At 72.1% G+C, this 16324-nt stretch carries 15 protein-coding genes and 1 pseudogene; 9 read left to right on the top strand and 7 right to left on the bottom strand.

Annotated features, from left to right (window positions below; translation table 11 throughout):
- Positions 1 to 7 precede the first annotated feature (7 nt).
- Positions 8 to 340: a GYD domain-containing protein gene (locus tag ACFWFZ_RS17680; RefSeq protein WP_387123264.1), complete on the bottom strand. Its 333-nt coding sequence runs from the start codon at positions 338 to 340 to the stop codon at positions 8 to 10.
- Between the two features lie 512 nt (positions 341 to 852).
- Between ACFWFZ_RS17680 and ACFWFZ_RS17675 the strand changes: the two genes are divergently transcribed.
- Together ACFWFZ_RS17675 and ACFWFZ_RS17670 are read left to right on the top strand one after the other, a co-directional pair.
- Complete coding sequence (locus ACFWFZ_RS17675; protein ID WP_387123262.1) at positions 853 to 1917, top strand: AraC family transcriptional regulator ligand-binding domain-containing protein; 1065 nt, start codon at positions 853 to 855, stop codon at positions 1915 to 1917.
- Complete coding sequence (locus tag ACFWFZ_RS17670; protein WP_387123260.1) at positions 1904 to 2086, top strand: hypothetical protein; 183 nt, start codon at positions 1904 to 1906, stop codon at positions 2084 to 2086. The genes ACFWFZ_RS17675 and ACFWFZ_RS17670 overlap by 14 nt, the downstream gene beginning before the upstream one ends.
- 26 nt (positions 2087 to 2112) lie before the next feature.
- On the opposite strand, the gene ACFWFZ_RS17665 is transcribed toward ACFWFZ_RS17670, so the two are convergent.
- On the bottom strand, positions 2113 to 2715 hold the full coding sequence (locus tag ACFWFZ_RS17665; RefSeq protein ID WP_387123258.1) for a DUF4328 domain-containing protein: 603 nt from the start codon (positions 2713 to 2715) through the stop codon (positions 2113 to 2115).
- Positions 2716 to 3151: 436 nt separating this feature from the next.
- Here ACFWFZ_RS17665 and ACFWFZ_RS17660 point away from each other — a divergent pair, with 436 nt between their 5' ends.
- Positions 3152 to 3436, top strand: coding sequence for a WhiB family transcriptional regulator (locus tag ACFWFZ_RS17660; protein ID WP_387123256.1), 285 nt, complete (start codon positions 3152 to 3154; stop codon positions 3434 to 3436).
- A gap of 1077 nt (positions 3437 to 4513) precedes the next feature.
- Entirely contained in the window at positions 4514 to 5329 is an 816-nt protein-coding gene (locus ACFWFZ_RS17655) for a hypothetical protein (RefSeq protein WP_387123254.1), read from the top strand.
- Positions 5330 to 5430: 101 nt separating this feature from the next.
- On the opposite strand, the gene ACFWFZ_RS17650 is transcribed toward ACFWFZ_RS17655, so the two are convergent.
- From ACFWFZ_RS17650 to ACFWFZ_RS17630, 5 genes and pseudogenes are all read right to left on the bottom strand, one after another.
- Positions 5431 to 5754 (bottom strand): ricin-type beta-trefoil lectin domain protein, encoded by a 324-nt coding sequence (locus ACFWFZ_RS17650; protein WP_387123252.1) that lies wholly within the window; start codon positions 5752 to 5754, stop codon positions 5431 to 5433.
- 1172 nt (positions 5755 to 6926) lie between these two features.
- A complete protein-coding gene (locus tag ACFWFZ_RS17645; protein WP_387123250.1) occupies positions 6927 to 7157 on the bottom strand; it encodes a hypothetical protein in 231 nt (76 codons plus the stop codon).
- Between the two features lie 280 nt (positions 7158 to 7437).
- Positions 7438 to 7932, bottom strand: coding sequence for a hypothetical protein (locus ACFWFZ_RS17640; RefSeq protein ID WP_387123249.1), 495 nt, complete (start codon positions 7930 to 7932; stop codon positions 7438 to 7440).
- Positions 7933 to 8007: 75 nt separating this feature from the next.
- A complete protein-coding gene (locus ACFWFZ_RS17635; protein ID WP_387123591.1) occupies positions 8008 to 9051 on the bottom strand; it encodes a zinc-binding dehydrogenase in 1044 nt (347 codons plus the stop codon).
- A 144-nt stretch (positions 9052 to 9195) separates the two neighbouring features.
- A pseudogene (locus ACFWFZ_RS17630) lies at positions 9196 to 9477 on the bottom strand (transposase domain-containing protein); the annotation flags it as partial.
- Between the two features lie 100 nt (positions 9478 to 9577).
- Here ACFWFZ_RS17630 and ACFWFZ_RS17625 point away from each other — a divergent pair.
- From ACFWFZ_RS17625 to ACFWFZ_RS17605, 5 genes are all read left to right on the top strand, one after another.
- Positions 9578 to 9772: a hypothetical protein gene (locus ACFWFZ_RS17625; RefSeq protein ID WP_387123247.1), complete on the top strand. Its 195-nt coding sequence runs from the start codon at positions 9578 to 9580 to the stop codon at positions 9770 to 9772.
- A gap of 190 nt (positions 9773 to 9962) precedes the next feature.
- Positions 9963 to 11447 carry an aldehyde dehydrogenase family protein gene (locus tag ACFWFZ_RS17620; protein WP_387123245.1) on the top strand — a complete coding sequence of 495 codons (1485 nt, stop codon included), beginning with the start codon at positions 9963 to 9965 and terminating at the stop codon, positions 11445 to 11447.
- Positions 11448 to 11461: 14 nt separating this feature from the next.
- Positions 11462 to 13078, top strand: coding sequence for a GMC family oxidoreductase (locus ACFWFZ_RS17615; protein WP_387123243.1), 1617 nt, complete (start codon positions 11462 to 11464; stop codon positions 13076 to 13078).
- Complete coding sequence (locus ACFWFZ_RS17610) at positions 13075 to 14187, top strand: glycine betaine/L-proline ABC transporter ATP-binding protein (RefSeq protein WP_387123241.1); 1113 nt, start codon at positions 13075 to 13077, stop codon at positions 14185 to 14187. The genes ACFWFZ_RS17615 and ACFWFZ_RS17610 overlap by 4 nt, the downstream gene beginning before the upstream one ends.
- Positions 14188 to 14239: 52 nt before the next feature.
- Positions 14240 to 16324 carry an ABC transporter permease subunit gene (locus tag ACFWFZ_RS17605; protein WP_387123239.1) on the top strand — a complete coding sequence of 695 codons (2085 nt, stop codon included), beginning with the start codon at positions 14240 to 14242 and terminating at the stop codon, positions 16322 to 16324.

Raw genomic sequence — 16324 nt, 5'->3', positions numbered from 1 at the left:
GTAGCTCTCACTGCTGCTGGCCGGGAGGCCGGTACCGGATCTGCTCGGCATTGCGCAGCGCGTCCAGCGTTTCGTCGATGGTGAGCAGCACGGTCGTCTCGAACGAGCTGAGTGCCCCGCCCCCGCTGATCGCCAGCGCGACCGAGGCCATGGAAACGTTGTCAGGGGCCTCCCACAGGTTGTAACCGTCGTGGGTGCCGAAGGCGTACCAGAAGCCGTGGAGCTTCCCGCCGACGGACTCGATGTAGGACCTGGCGGCCGTCGCACGGTCCTCGGGGTGGCTCATCAGCCGTGCCCACGTCTCCGGGGTGTAGCTGAACCTCGACAGGTAAAGCGGCATCGTGCACCTCTTTCGTTGTGTCGAAGAGGTGCCCGCCGACGGCCGCAGAAGGGCCCGTCAGGTCCCCGGATCCCCCGAACGGCCGCCCCCGAACGGCCCCCCGCGACCGGCGCGGGGCAGTCCTTCAGCGCGTCGGCCACCCCTGCGGCGGAGAAGGCCTTTCCGCAGACCAGCCGCCCTCCGAAGCCCTCGTCGGACATCAGGTGGACATGGGCGTCCACGTATCCGCGGACGCGGCCCTGGGCGTCGGCCCCGGTGAACGGCGCCCCGGTGACGTTGACCTGCGAGTCCGGGGCCGGGCGCGCCACGGGCTCCCACCACTGCGGCCCGGCCGGCCCGGCCGGCGCGGCCGGCGCGCCGGCGGCCGCGGGGCCGAGGGCCGGCGTCACCAGTGCGAGGACCAGGCCGATCAGGAGGTACCGGTACCGGCTCCGTCCCAAGGCTCTTCGTCGATTCATCCCCATCCCTTTCACGAAGCGTCCGACCCTATTGACGGGGGTTATGCGCCCGCATTGACTGACGGCCGTGTCCACCCCCGAGCCCCCTCACTCACCGGCCCCTCCGTCAACGCCTCCTACGCCCTCGCCGTCCTGAGCGCGACGGCCGAGGCCGGCCACGGCGGGTCCGACTCCTGGGCCATGCCCACGGACCGGCTGGAGTACGGCGAGATGCGCGCCCTGTGGGACGAGGTGCTGGCAGCCCGTGACGCCGGCCCGCACACCGGACTCCTCGTGGGCGACCGCATCCGGCCAGACGGCCTGCACATCCTCGGCCACCTGATCCTCACCTGCGCCAGCCTCGCGGACGCCGCGCGGGCGGCCGAGCGCTACCACCCCCTGGTGAGCCAGGCGGGCACGGTGACCCTGCGCCGCCTGGGCGGCCTCGGCCGCATCTGCTACCGGCCGACCGTCGGCCCGCCCGCCATGCACCCCCAGCAGGTGGAAGCGGTCGTCAGCAGCATGGTGCGGGCTGCCCGCTGGATCGCGGGCGACGACTGGACGCCCGTGGCCGTGTCGTTCGCCCACCCCCGGGCGGGCGCGGCCGAACCGTACGCCCGCGTCCTCGGCTGCCCCGTCACCTTCGACACCCCGGAGAACGCGATCACGGTCACCGGCGAGGACCTCGACCGGCGCCGCCCCCTCTACGCCCCGGTGCTCAACGGCCTGCACCGGGCCTACGCCGACCGCCTCCTGCACCAGCTGTTTGCGGCGGCCCCGACCGCCGCGGAGCGCGTCCGGCAGTGGCTGGAGCACGCCGCGCTCGCGGACGCGGGGCCCGAGGGCCCTGCCCGGCAGCTCAACCTCAGCGTCCGGACCCTGCGCAGGGCCCTCCACGCGGAGGGCACGACGTGGCGCGCGCTCCTCGACACCGCCCGCCACGGCCGGGCCAGGCGGCTGCTGGAAACCACGGACCTGCCCCTGGACCGGATCGCCCCGCTCGTCGGCCTGAGCGGGGCGACGGCCCTCGTCCGTGCCTTCACCCGGTGGGAGGGCATGCCGCCGGGCGCGTACCGCAGCCGGTACCGGCCCACCGGTGCCCTGCCCGCCGATGACTTGAGCGTCGATGACCGCGCCTGAGCGGATGGGCGTGGCCCGCGGCGTCCCGGTACCCGAGCGCGGCGCCTGGTCGTATCGCGGCACCAGCCGCGACGGCGGACCGCTCGCCGAGGACCGGGACACCGAAGTGGTGTGGCTGCAGGCCGGGCACGTCGATTCCCGTGCGGGGACGTACCGGCGGCTACCGTGACCCGCTGAACACCGGAAGCCGTCGGCTCACCGGCGGGCGGCCGGGTCCCCCTCGTCGTCCAGCATGAGGGTCAGGCGTGCCGCGAAGAGCACGGCCGCGGCCGCCGCGACGATGCTCAGGGCGTCGGCCGCCATGCCCACGGTCACCGCGTCGAGGAAGGGACCCACGTCTTCGGCCCGCCGGTAGCTCACGCTCGCGTACCGGCCCAGCACGAGCGAGCCGGCGAACGACGCCCACCAGAGGTTCAGCGGCCAGAAGGGGCCCTTGGCACCCCGAAGGCCGACCGTCCAGGCCTCGTTGGCGATCCGGTACGGCAGCCAGAGGCAGGCCACCGGAATGAACCAGCCCCCGATCGCCCAGCCCGGACCCCGACGGAACGCGGTGGGCGCCAGCATGCCGGCCCGCAGCCGGACGCGGTGGAACCACATGATGAAGACGGCCGCGCACACCAGCACGGTCAGCACCTGGAACTGCTCGACCCTGGCGAACATCGTGTTCAACGCCGCCCACCGCTCCTCGGGGATATAGGCGAACTCGCCGTCCCCCTCCACCGCGAGGTGCGCCCGGAAACCGGCGTAGAGGGAGAGGGCGTCGCCTGCCGCGGCCGCCGTGAGCACGGCGTGCAGCACCCCGAGCAAGGCACGTCCGGGACTGGGGGCCGGATGGGCCAGCGGCGGGCGAGGGCGGAGAACGTTCGGATGGGACGAGGACATGACGTTGTGAACCCCCCCACGGGTACGGTGAGCATACGCCCGGGGATGAGCGCGCAGAGGGAAACTACGGCAGCGAGCACCCACCCGTCCACCGGGAAACCGCAGGTCCCCGGCCTGCTCGGCCCGGTTGTCGGCTGCTGCCCGTCGCCGTCAGCGACGGATGAGGTGATGCGGGGGCGGGGGAGGGGATTCCTTCGGTCAAGGAGGACCGCCCCGCACGGCTGCGACCGGCTACGCCGGGCGGGATCCGCACGTACTGCGCAGTGCCACCCGTGCATGAACCCGCCGGTTCCGGTGATACGAGCGGCACAGGCGGTCACCACGGGCCGCCCCTGCCGGAAGGAACCCGGGCGTGACCGACAACCCCCGTACGGACGTACTCCTCGACCCCCGACACGACGCGCTGCTCGACGGACCGTGCCGCTCCGGGGAGCGGGAGGTTTTCGAGCGGGGCGCGAACGAGCCGGCCGAGGCCGCTCGCCAGCGCGAAGAGGCCGCCAAGGCCGTCTGCCACCGCTGCCCGGTCCGCCTCCCGTGCCGCCGCCACGCCCTCGCCGACCGGGTCCTGCACGGTGTGCGCGGTGGCCTCACCCCGGACGAGCGCCACCTCCTGCTGGTCAACAGCCAGGGGGCATGACGAACGCCGCTGCCGGGCCCCCACCGTACGATCGACAGGTGATCAGACGGCCGCCTCCGCCTCCCCGCTCCGTGTGTTTCGACGTGCCCGACGGGCACGGCGTCATCGAAATCCTCGGCGACGAGCGCGGCAGCCTGCTCCTGCTCGCGGGCGATCCGGCGGTCCTGGAGGCCAACGACGGCTGCGGCACACTGGGTTGGCTGGCGGCCCGCGCAGGACCGGGCGCGCCCGGGCTGTCGGAGGTCAAGTACCTCACCGAGTGGCTCGGCGCCCCCGGCCTCGTGCCCGATCCGCGGACCGGTCAGGCCGAACCGCCGGATCCGCAGTGCCTGCGCCCGCTGCTGTCACTGCTCGCCCCCGGGCGGTACGTGATGGCGGCCTCGCTCGCTCCGGACCACCTGCGCCCCCCGCCCTCGGGGCCCTTGCATTTGCTGGGCATCGACGAGTGGTGTTCCACCGGCCGGTCCGTCCCGAGCCTCGCCCAGATCAGGAACACGCACGTGCCCACCCCCCAACAGACCGGCGGGATTCAGCACAGCAAGCGGCCATTCAGGCATGACGACCCCCACGTCAGCTTCCCCACACCCTGTCCTACCAGGATAGAAGCCCCCACTGACACTCCCTCAGGGCGACGCACCAGAGACGGCGGGGCACGGCGGCGGGCGCCACGTGCGCTCCACGGACGGCAGCGTCCACCTCGACATCGGAGACCCCGAGCGCTCTGCATGATGCGTCATGCGCCTGACAAAGTATGGCGCTGCGCACTCCCGCGAACGGCAATACCTTATGGGGAGCTTGCCGACCGGACACCGGGCGTCGATCTTCTCTTCGGCCACCAGGTGACCGGGCCGGTTCGCGAAGCCGGGCGGACGGTGGGCGTGCGCGTCGACGCCGCAGGGTGAGCGCGAGATCCGCGCCCGTCTGGTCGTCGGCGCCGACGCAAGGACTCGGCCGTGGCGAGGTTCGCCGGGGTGCCCGGCCGGCAGTACGAGAACGGGCGGTTCGGCTACTTTCGCTCACTTCCGCGACCTCCCGCTGCAGGGAGGACTCGGCCACACATGGTTCCTCGATCCCGACATGGCGTACGGGTTTCCCAACGAGGACGGCGTGACGGTCATCGCGGTGCTCCCCGGCAAGAAGTGGCTGCCTGCCTCACGTGAAGACCTGGAGGGCAGCTTCTTCGCGTTCGTCCGTGCCCTGCCCGAGGCGCCGCCCATCGACTCCGCCCAGCGCATCACGAAGATCACCGGCGCCGTCAACTACCCGCTGCACAGCCGCAAGCCCTCGGCCCCCGGCGTCGCGCTCATAGGCGATGCCGCCCTGACCGGCGACCCCCTGTGGGGTGTGGGATGCGGCTGGGCCCTGGAGTCCGCGCAATGGCTGGCAGAGGCCGTCGCCGCGGCCGCGACGGGCCACGGATCCCTCAGGGCGTATGAACGCAGACGCCGGCGCGCGCTGCGCGGACACCAGTACCTGGCAGCCGACTTCGCCAAGGCCCGCCCCTTCAACCCCATGGAGCGGCTGATGTTCTCGGCGGCTGCGCGTGACGCATCACTGGCGCGGCACATGCACCTGTTCGGATCCCGCCTGATCGGTCCGCTGAGTTTCCTGAACCCCGTGGCCGTGGCCGTGGCCACGGCCACGGCCACGGCCACGGCTGTCAACCTCAGCACCGCCGCGCGGGTGCGCCCTCACCCGCGCGCCCGTCCCGCACGCAGTCCTGACCGCGCGCCACTCCCGTCCGTTCCGTTCCCTCCGCCGAGGCCTGCGACCCCCGAGGCCTGGGCGGCCGATGCAGTTGCCTTAGGGCTGCTGCGCGTGACGGACTGGCGTACCTGCGGGCGCCTCCACTACTCAGGGGTGCGCTCGTCGCTACTCCAGGCGGACATGTAGCGCTCCGTGAGCGAGATCGAGTGGCTGTGGGGGAAGCGGGAGGGGGCGTTGGCCTGCTCGGTGCGGTCAGCGGCCCAGGACCACGACCGTGGCCAACATGGTCAGGACCACCGCTGATAGTCGGTGTAGTTGCACGCGTTCAGCCGGACGCCCTGGGAAAGACTCCCGTCCAGACACTTCTGTGTGCCCCCGTGGGTGATGTAGTCGTAGGTGTCCCAGATCCAGTTCTGGTAGCCGCTGCCGTTGCAGGTGACCAGCCGGACGCCCTGGGAAAGACTGCCGTCCAGGCACCTCCCCGACGCGGCATGGACAAGGCTGTAGCCGTTGTAACTCCAGCTCTGGTAGCTGCTGCCGTTGCAGGTGATCAGCCGGACGCCTTGGGAAAGACTCCCGTCCAGGCACTTCCCCGTCGCGACATTCTTCATGGGTGTAGCGGTCGGCGCTGCCTGCGCGAGAGGGGCCGCAGCCACGCTCAGGACGAGGGCGGACGCGACAGAAGCCAAGGAGCCGATAGCGCGGTTGATGACGATCTCCGTTCGCAGGGGTTTGTTGGTCATGTCGGTGGCAGTGTTGCGGCGGCATGCACGGAACGTCGACACCTACGCAGAACATGGCGAGAACGCCCTCGCAGACGGCCGAAGATCTACCGGCTCGCTCCAGCACGCCAGTGAGGCAGTCAGGTCCTCCACGTTGCCGAACCAGTCGGACCGGCGCGCTCCCAGGACAAAGGCGATCAGGAAGACGGCCACGAGGGGGCTCGCTGTCCAGAGCGGCGTGCCCGCCCATACCTGCGAAGTCTTCCTTGCCGGTCATGGCTGCGATGGCGCGGGTGAGAACGGGGAGCCGGAGGAAGCGGGCCGCGGCCGGCGAGCGCGCTTCCTCCCCGTCGGAATCGGTGGTGTCAGCGAGCGCATCGGCCATTCTCGGGAGGGAGACGAAGTCGGCGGTGCCCACGAGGGCACTCGCCGGGCCGGTCAGCCAGGGGGCGGCGTCTTCCACGCTGCCGCCTGCCCGGGATAGCCCCGCGGACCTTCTCGATCGCCTCAGCATCCGCCTCTGTCATGTCCGGCTGCTTGCGGAGGCGAAGATCTGCAGCAGATGCGCTACGGCGGTTGCGCGTACGCCGGGGGACGCGGATCGGGCGGGGCACAGCGTTCTTGCCACGCTTCGCGGCCATGGTCGTCGCGACAGCGCTCGCTACCGCGTCCCGCTCGGCGACGGGGTCGAGGCCCTGCCGGGATGCCTCTGCCTGAAGGCCCCGTTTGCCTGAAGGCCCCGTTCCCACTCGTGCACCGGTGCGTCCAGCACGGCGGTCGCCGAGGCTCGGACAGCGTCCAAGGCAAGGGAGAAGCCCTCGATCCAGAGCACGACGCGCAGCACGTCCACATCGATCGGGTGCTCGCGCCAACGCAGGAGCCGGACGAGCTATTGGTCGCTGCCGGGCGGGTAGGTCCACACAGGCCGGCGCCCGTCGTTGCCGACGCGTACGGGGCGCGGGACGAGGCCGTCCCCGCGGAAGTCCTCCCACCGCGCACTCCGTGTCGCGTGGGTGGGAGCCGCGGCGGTCGGCCACGCGGACACCCACGTGTTTCCCGTGTCATACCGGGTACGTCGTGATGGAGACAGACGTACCCGATCCGGTAGGGCTGACCTGGACGGTGACTCCTTCGTTGCCCCGCTTGGCAACGATGTTGACGCTGTATTCACCCTGGTACTTGGAAACCGTCGTCCAACCCTCTCGGGCCAGGGCATCCACATAGAACGCGCCCACCTTGCTGACCGAGTCGTCGGAACGCAGCAGCGTGGACCCGCCGACTTGGCTGGTCACCGTTGCGCCGGGGTACGTGGGTATCGGTCCTGAAGAGGTCTTGGACTGTGTTGCCGAAGGCGAGGAGGACTGACTGGGTGGTGTCGGCGTGGGGTTCGAGTCGTCGGAACACGCACCGAGTGTCATGAGAATCGCAGCGACCCCCACTACCGTCGTGCTCGCGCTTCGTCCTCTCACAGCGCCTCCTACCGTCTGCCAGTCGCCTGCCGGACCCGGAAACCCCTGGTTCCATCATTCCCGGGTCCTGATCGACGGCAACTGGACAGAACTTCTGGCGGCCTCAGCCGCCTGTGCCTGCCGTACCGGCCTGCCGCTCCGCCAGCTGCCGAAGGATCACCCAGCGGGTCACGGCGTACCCGAGCAGGCCGGTGTACACGGCCATGAACGCCACGAATCCCGCCAGGGGAAGACCGGACAACCCCAGTGCCCCCAGCAGCCGCAGTACGACGGTGGCGGTGACGGCCACCCCCAGCCCGATCAGAAGGCCCAGAGCCCACCATCGTGCGGGCAGCCGCGACAGTGCACGTCCGGCTTCGGGCGGTTCGCCCGTCGCCCTGACACGTCCCGCCTCGAAATCGTGCCGCACTCCAGCGGAGGCGAACAGCGAGACCAGCAACGACAGCAGGATCGACGTGACGGCGACATCGACGACGAGGCCGCCGAGTGGCACGAAGCCCGTCCGGCGGTGGCCGAGCCACGTGATCAGCGAGTTGATCACCACATTGATGATGCCTGCGATCGTCCCCTGCTTGCGAATGTACGAGGTCACCGGCATGTGAGCGCTCCATTGGTCGCAGGTCGCAGGTCGCAGGTCGCAGGTCGCAGGTCGCAGGTCGCTGTTCCGGCCCGGCTACGGTTTGACCACGATACGGACCGGATTGCCTTCCTTTGTCCGCAGCCGCTCCACTGCCCGGGGGGTCTCTTCCAGGGGCAGTACGTCGGAGACCGAGCGTGACAGGTCGAGGCGGCCGGAGGCCAGGAGGCGCATGAGGTGCGTGAGGTGACGGCGGGTGTAGCCGTCGTGGCCGAGGACCGAGTGGTTGTAGTACCCGAAGAGGATCGTGTTCTCGGCGAGACGGATCGGTTCCGGCGACATACCGACCATGACGGCCCGTCCGTACCGGCCGAGACAGGAGACCGCCTCGTCGAGCGCGTTGTTGACGCCGGAGAACTCGGCCGTCAGGTCCAGCCCTTCTCCGTCGGTGAGCCGGCGCACCTCCGCGGCGATGTCGGCCGTACCCGGGTCCAGGGCGTGGTCGGCTCCCGCCTCCAGGGCGCGCCGGCGGGCGGCGTCGAGGGTGTCGACGGCAATGATCAGGCTGGCCCCGGCCAGACGGGCGATCTGAACGGCGTGCACGCCGAGACCGCCGATCCCCCACACCCCGACGGTCTCGCCGGGCCGAAGCCCACCGCGCTCGACCAGGCCCGAGAACGGCGTGGCCACCGCGTCGGCGCAGATCGCCGCTTGCTCGATCGGCACCCCGTCAGGCACCTCCACCAGCGTCTGGAAGGGCGTGACGACGTACTCTGCCCAGGCGCCGTCCCAGTTCTGCCCCATCGTCTGGGGGGCGAGGCAGGCCAGGGCGTCCCCGCAGTGGCGGCAGGAGCCGCAAGCTCTTCCCGGTGCGATCACCACGCGCTGGCCCGGCTGCCAGTACGGCACGTCGGCGCCCACCCGGGCGATGGTGCCCGCCGGCTCGTGGCCTGGGGTGACTTCCTCCAGGGGGCAGGTGATCGTGCCGTCGAGCATGTGTACGTCCGACAGGCAGATCCCGCAGGCTTCGATACGGACCAGCACTTCCGCCGGTCCCGGCTGCGGCACCGGCACCTCCTCCACGCCGAGCCGGCGGCTGGCACGGGAGAAACGCACCGCACGCATGGTGGCCGTCGTCATCACTTCACCTCCACGAGCGCCCCGAACGCCGCAGGATGGACCGACTGCCCAGCTCGGGGGCGTGTCGGCAGGCAGAAGTACGGCAGAACAGGGCATGGGTTCTGGCAGGCTAAACGCCCCATTTTTCACCTTTTTGTGAGGTCTCAAACCTGGGCGGGCGCGAGCCCGGGACAACGACGACCGGTTCCCCCGCGCGACAGCCCGGCTGCCTGGGATGCCGCTGGTCAGCACCCGCAGCACCTCCTCGTACGACTCCCGGGCGCACAGACAGAGGGCCGGGGCGAAGTGGACGACCAGCCGAGCCGACAGAAGTCCGCGGCGCCGCTCGGCCCGGTCGTGCTCGGCCGATGCCGCGTCCACCAGCTCGGCGGTGAACACCTTCGTCGACACCCCAATCCGCACCCGCTGGCCCGCGCCCCACCCCATCACGCGCGAGGCGGCGACCTCCACAGCTCAAAAGCAACTGCATTGGCCTGGGCTGCCCCGGCGGTCAGGGCCGCACCTCTGCCCCCATCGCTCAGCGGACGTGGCTCTCCGCAACGCGAAGGCGGTCTACCCGCAGATGCGTTCCCCCGACCGCACGCCCAGGACGCCGGCCGCCCTCGCCCGCGTCCTCGGCCTCACCCGCCTGCGACTCTTCGGGATCCTGAACGGCAGGGGCCTCGACGGCGTCGGCGCGGACGACGCCCCGGACAACACCTCCCCCGTCGGCAGGCCCTGACGCGCCGTTCCCGAGCCCCCGCGATGTCTGTTATGTGTGTATATGTCGTAAGTCCCCACGGGGCGACGGATAGTGACTCCCATCACTTTCAGTGATGGATGGGACATGTCTTCCGCAGACCGGGGCATGCGCGCCCGATGACCCTCACCGCGGGTAGGCCGCGGTGCCCGAATCGGAGGTACAGCGCGTCGTGTCCGAGCAGCCGACCATCCACATCGCCGGGACCTGGCGTTCCGCGATATCAGGAGCCACCCGAGAGGTCCTCGACCCGGCGGACGCCACGGTCCTCGCCGTCGTCGCCGAGGGCGGCACCGCGGACACCGACGCGGCCGTCAGCGCCGCCCGCGCGGCCTTCGACGGCGGACAGTGGCCCCAGACGCCCGTCCTGGAGCGGGCGGCACTGCTGCGCCGCGCCGCCGTCCTGCTGCACCGCGACCGCGAACGCCTCGCGCTGCTGGAAAGCCGCGACGCGGGCAAGACGCTGGAAGAGGGCCGCGTGGACGTGGACTGCGTCGCCGACGCCTTCCTCTACTTCGCCGACCTCGTCTCCGGCGAGAACGCGGGCCGCGTGGTCGATGCCGGCAACCCCGACGTCCACAGCGTCGTCGTCCACGAACCCGTCGGGGTCTGCGCCCTGATCACCCCCTGGAACTACCCCCTCCTCCAGGCCTCCTGGAAGATCGCCCCCGCCCTCGCCGCCGGCAACACCTTCGTGATCAAGCCCAGCGAGATCACCCCGCTGTCCACGGCCGCCCTCATCGGCCTGCTGGTGGAGGCCGGCCTGCCGGCCGGCGTGGCGAACCTGGTCACCGGCGCCGGCGACCCCGTCGGCGCGCGCCTCGCCGCCCACCCCGACGTCGACCTCGTCTCCTTCACCGGAGGTCTCACCAGCGGTACGAAGGTGATGCGCGCGGCCGCCGACTCCGTCAAGAAGGTCGCCCTCGAACTCGGCGGCAAGAACCCCAACGTCGTCTTCGCCGACGCCTGCACCACCCAGGCAGGCTTCGACACCGCCGTCGACCAGGCGCTCAACGCCGCCTTCATGCACAGCGGCCAGGTCTGCTCCGCGGGCTCCCGCCTCATCGTCGAGGAGAGCGTCGCCGAGCGCTTCGTCGCCGAACTCGCCCGCCGGGCCGACCGGATCCGCCTCGGCCGCGGCACCGACCCGGGCGTGGAGTGCGGACCACTGGTGTCCGCCGCCCAGCGCGAACGCACCGAGGAGTACGTGGCCTCCGCCCTCGCAGAGGGAGCCGTACTCCGCTCCGGCGGCGTACGGCCCGACGAGCCGGGCTACTTCTACCGTCCGACCGTGCTGGACCGCTGCCACCGGGAGATGCGCGTCGTCCGGGAAGAGGTCTTCGGGCCCGTCCTGACCGTCGAGACCTTCCGCACCGAGGCCGAGGCCGTCGCGCTCGCCAACGACACCGAGTACGGCCTGGCCGGCGCCGTGTGGACCTCCGACGCCGGACGCGGCCGCCGCGTGGCGGGCCGGCTGCGCCACGGCACCGTCTGGATCAACGACTTCCACCCGTACCTCCCGCAAGCGGAGTGGGGCGGCTTCGGCAAGTCCGGCATCGGGCGCGAGCTGGGCCCGTCGGGCCTGGCCGAGTACCGCGAGACCAAGCACGTGTACCAGAACCTCGCCCCGCGCCCCGTGCGCTGGTTCGCGGGCTGAAGGAGGAGCAGAGCATGACCACCCCCACACACACCCCCACGCCCGCGGACAAGCACGAGTCCGCGCACGAGCACGAGTCCGCGCACCAGCACGGGTCCGCTCACGAGTACCGGTACGACTACGTCGTGGTCGGCGGCGGCACCGCCGGCTCGGTGATCGCCTCCCGCCTGACCGAGGACCCGGACGTCACGGTCGCCGTCATCGAGGGCGGCCCCAGCGACGTCGACCGCCCCGACGTGCTCACCCTGCGCCGCTGGATGGGCCTGCTCGGCGGCGAACTCGACTACGACTACCCCACCACCGAGCAGCCCCGCGGCAACTCGCACATCCGCCACAGCCGCGCCCGCGTTCTCGGCGGCTGCTCCTCGCACAACACCCTGATCTCCTTCAAGCCGCTGCCGTCGGACTGGGACGAGTGGGAGGAGGCGGGGGCCGAGGGCTGGCACGCGTCCGCCATGGACCCCTACTTCGACAAGCTGCTCAACAACATCGTCCCGGTGGCCGAGAAGGACCGCAACGCCATCGCGCGCGACTTCGTCGACTCCGCGCAGAACGCCCTGGGCGTCCCGCGCGTCGAGGGCTTCAACCGCAAGCCCTTCCACGAGGGCGTCGGCTTCTTCGACCTCGCCTACCACCCCGAGGACAACAAGCGCTCGTCCGCGTCGGTGGCCTACCTCCACCCCGTCATGGACGAACGCCCCAACCTCCGGATCCTCCTGGAGACCTGGGCCTGCCGCCTCGAACTCGACGGCACCCGGGCGCGCGGAGTCCGCGTACGCGCCGCGGACGGTACGGAGTCCGTCATCACCGCACGCCGCGAGGTGATCGTGTGCGCCGGCGCCGTGGACACCCCGCGACTCCTGCTGCACTCGGGCATCGGCCCGCGAGCGGACCTGGAAGCCCTCGGCATCCCGCTGGTGCACGACCTGCCCGGGGTCGGGGAGAACCTCCTCGACCACCCCGAGTCGGTGATCGTCTGGGAGACCGACGGCCCGATACCGGAGAACTCCGCGATGGACAGCGACGCGGGCCTCTTCGTCCGGCGCGACCCCGAATCCGCGGGGCCCGACCTGATGTTCCACTTCTACCAGGTCCCCTTCACCGACAACCCCGAGCGCCTCGGCTACGAACGCCCCGCGCACGGAGTGTCGATGACCCCCAACATCCCCAAGCCGTGCAGCCGCGGCCGCCTCTACCTGACCAGTGCGGACCCCGAGGTCAAGCCTGCCCTGGACTTCCGCTACTTCACGGACGAGGACGACTACGACGGCCGGACCCTGGTCGACGGCATCAGGCTCGCCCGCAAGATCGCCGCGACCGAGCCGCTCGCCGGCTGGCTCGGGCGTGAGGTGTGCCCCGGGCCGGAGATCACCGGCGACGAGGAGCTGAGCGCCTACGCCCGTTCCGTCGCGCACACCGTCTACCACCCGGCCGGTACCTGCCGGATGGGCGCCGCCGACGACCCCGGGGCCGTCGTGGGCCCGGACCTGAAGGTCCGCGGACTCGAAGGCATCCGCATCGCGGACGCATCCGTCTTCCCGACGATGCCCGCGGTCAACCCGATGATCGGAGTGCTCATGGTCGGCGAAAAGGCAGCCGAACTCCTCGCCGGGGACGGTGGTACCCGGTGAACACCACCCCCGCCACCCCCGCCGCCCCGGCGCCCGCCGGTGCCGCCGACTTCGCCGCGCCGTCCGTCTTCTCCGTGGACGGCCTCTGGAAGGTCTTCGGCCCCGACAAGGCCGCCGCGAAGGTCCCCGGCTCCGCCGACGCCGACCTGTCCGCCGCCGAACTGCGCGAGCGCACCGGCTGCACCGCGGCCGTCCGCGACGTCACCTTCGACGTCCGCAAGGGCGAGGTCTTCGTCGTCATGGGCCTGTCGGGATCCGGCAAGTCCACCCTCGTACGCTGCCTCACCCGGCTGATCGAGCCGACCGCCGGAAGCCTGGCCATCGACGGCGAGGACGTCCTGGCCATGGACGCCACCCGACTGCGAGCCCTGCGCCGCCACCGCGCCGCCATGGTCTTCCAGCACTTCGGGCTGCTCCCGCACCGCACCGTCATCGACAACGTGGCGTACGGACTGGAGATCCAGGGCGTCGGCCGCGGCGACCGCCGCGACAAGGCCGCCGAACTCATCGCCAAGGTCGGCCTGGACGGACTGGAGCACCGGCGCCCCGGGCAGCTCTCGGGCGGCCAGCAGCAGCGCGTCGGACTGGCCCGCGCCCTCGCCGCCGACCCCGAAGTGCTCCTGTTCGACGAGCCGTTCAGCGCCCTCGACCCCCTCATCCGGCGCGAGATGCAGGAGGAGGTCGCCCGGCTCCACCACGAGGAGGGCCGCACCATGGTCTTCATCACCCACGACCTCGCCGAGGCCCTGCGTCTGGGGGACCGGATCGCGCTGATGCGCGACGGCCGGATCGTCCAGCTCGGCACACCCGAGGAGATCGTCGGCTCGCCGGCCGACGACTACGTACGGGACTTCGTCCGCGACGTCCCGCGCGAACAGGTACTCACTGTCCGCACCGCCATGCGCCCGGCCACCGGCGGCGAGGCCGAACAAGGTCCCGCGCTGGACCCCGCCACCACCGTCGTCGATGCCATCCAGGCCGTCGCCGTCAGCGGCGGACCGGCCCGCGTCGTCGACGGCGGCCGCTGCCTGGGCGTCGTCGACGACGCCGGGCTGCTCGCCGTGGTGGCCGGGCTCCCGGCCCCGACCGGACGGGAGGTGGCGGCGTGACCGGCCCCGCCCGTCCCGCGGTCCCCGTCCCCGACACACGGAGGTGGTGCGCATGACCGCGACCCCGGCCCACACAACAGCCCCCACCGAGGCCCGCATACCCGGCTCCCGCGCCGCCGCCCCCTCCGCAGCCGCGCCGCCTGCCGAACGGCCCCACGGCCCGGCGACCTCCCACACCGCGGCCGCTGCGCCGGACCGCCCCCGCAGAGGCCGGCGCGGCCTGGCCGCGGGCCGCGCGTTCCTCCTCCCGATGGGCGTCGCCGTCGCCCTGCTGATCCCTCTCGCCCTGGCCTTCCCGAGCGCCGGCAGCTGGCCCGCGGCACTGGCCGTGGACCTCTCCGGCCCACTCGGCCGCGCCGGCGACTGGATCATCGACCACCGCGACAGCCACCCGCTGTTCCTCTACTTCTTCGGCCACGTCAGCAACGCCGCCGTGGTGTCCGTACGCGCCGTGTACCTGCTCCTCCTGGCCGCCGGCTGGACCGGGGTCACCGCCCTGGCCGCCCTGGTCGCCTGGCGCCTGGCCGGTATCCGGCTCGCCGCGACCTGCGCCGCCGCCTTCGCGGCCTGCGGACTGCTCGGCATGTGGGTGCCGACCATGCAGACCCTCGCGCTGATGGTCGTCGCCGTCGCCGCGTCCGTCGTACTCGGCGCCCTGCTGGGCCTCGCCGCGGGGCTGTCCCCGCGCGCCGACCGCCTACTGCGCCCCGTCCTCGACACCATGCAGATCCTGCCGGCCTTCGCGTACCTGCTGCCGATGGTGCTCGTCTTCGGCATCGGCGTGCCCGCCGCCGTCCTCGCCACCGTGGTCTACGCCGCCCCGCCCATGGCCCGCCTCACCGCCCTCGGCCTGCGCGAGGCCGACGCGGGCGTCATGGAAGCCGCCGCCTCGCTCGGCGCCACCGGCCGCCAGCGGCTGCTCACCGCCCGGCTCCCGCTCGCGCGCCGCCAACTCCTGCTCGGCGTCAACCAGGCCATCATGACCGGCCTGTCCATGGCCGTCATCGCCTCCGTCATCGGCGCGGGCGGCCTCGGCGACCGCGTCTACCAGGCCCTGGCCTCCGTGGACGTAGGCGCCGCCCTCGCCGCCGGCATCCCCATCGTGCTGCTCGCCGTGGTGCTGGACCGCATCGCCGACGCCGCGGGCCGCCGGCTCGGCGCCGACCCCGTACCCCTCGGTGCACAGCACCTGCTGCGGCGGGTGTTCTCCGGCTGGTACGGCCGCCTGCTCACCTTCCTCGCGGCGGTGGCCGCCGCCGTCGTCGGCCGGATGGCCGGCACACCCGTATGGCCCGAGTCCTGGACCGTCTCCGTGGCCGATCCGGTGAACTCCGCCGTCGCCTGGATGACCGACCACCTGTACTCCGGCGTACCCGTCGTCGGCGGCACCGCCGACTGGGCCGCCCGCTTCACCGGCTGGATCCTCGACCCGCTGCGCAGCGGACTCCAGGCCGCCCCCTGGTGGCTGCTCCTCCTCGTGGCCTGCGCGCTCGCCCTGCGCGCCGGCACCTGGCGCACCGCCGTCACCGCGGTCCTCGCCCTCGGCGCCGTCGGGGTGCTCGGCGTGTGGGAAGCCTCCCTGGACACCCTGTCCCAGGTCCTGGCCGCCGTGGCCGTCACGCTCGTACTCGGCTTCGTGATCGCCGTGGGCGCCGCCCGCAGCGCCCGGGCCGAGCGGATGCTGCGGCCGGTCCTCGACATCTGCCAGACCCTGCCGCAGTTCGTCTACCTCATCCCCGTCGTCGCGCTGTTCGGCGTCGGCCGCGCCCCGGCCGCCGCGGCCGCGGTCGTGTACGCGCTGCCCGCCGTCGTCCGGATCACCGTCCAGGGGCTGCGCGAGGTGGACCCGACCGTCGTGGAGTCCGCCCGCTCGCTCGGCGCGACCCGCGCACAGCTGCTGCGCCAGGTACAGCTGCCGCTCGCCCGGCCCGCGCTGCTGCTCGCCGTCAACCAGGCCGTGGTTCTGGTTCTCGCCGTCGTCATCATCGGCGGCCTCGTCGGCGGCGGCGCACTCGGCTACGACGTCGTCCTCGGCCTCGCGCAGGGCGACCTCGCCACCGGCCTGGTGGCCGGCGCGGCGATCGTCTGCCTCGGCCTGCTCCTCGACCGTGTCACCCAGCCCGCGAAGGAGGCCTGA

This window comes from Streptomyces sp. NPDC060232 (assembly GCF_042726555.1).
GTDB lineage: Bacteria > Actinomycetota > Actinomycetes > Streptomycetales > Streptomycetaceae > Streptomyces.
The sequence above is the reverse complement of the archived record's forward strand: the minus strand, read 5'-3'. Positions and strand labels throughout refer to the sequence as shown.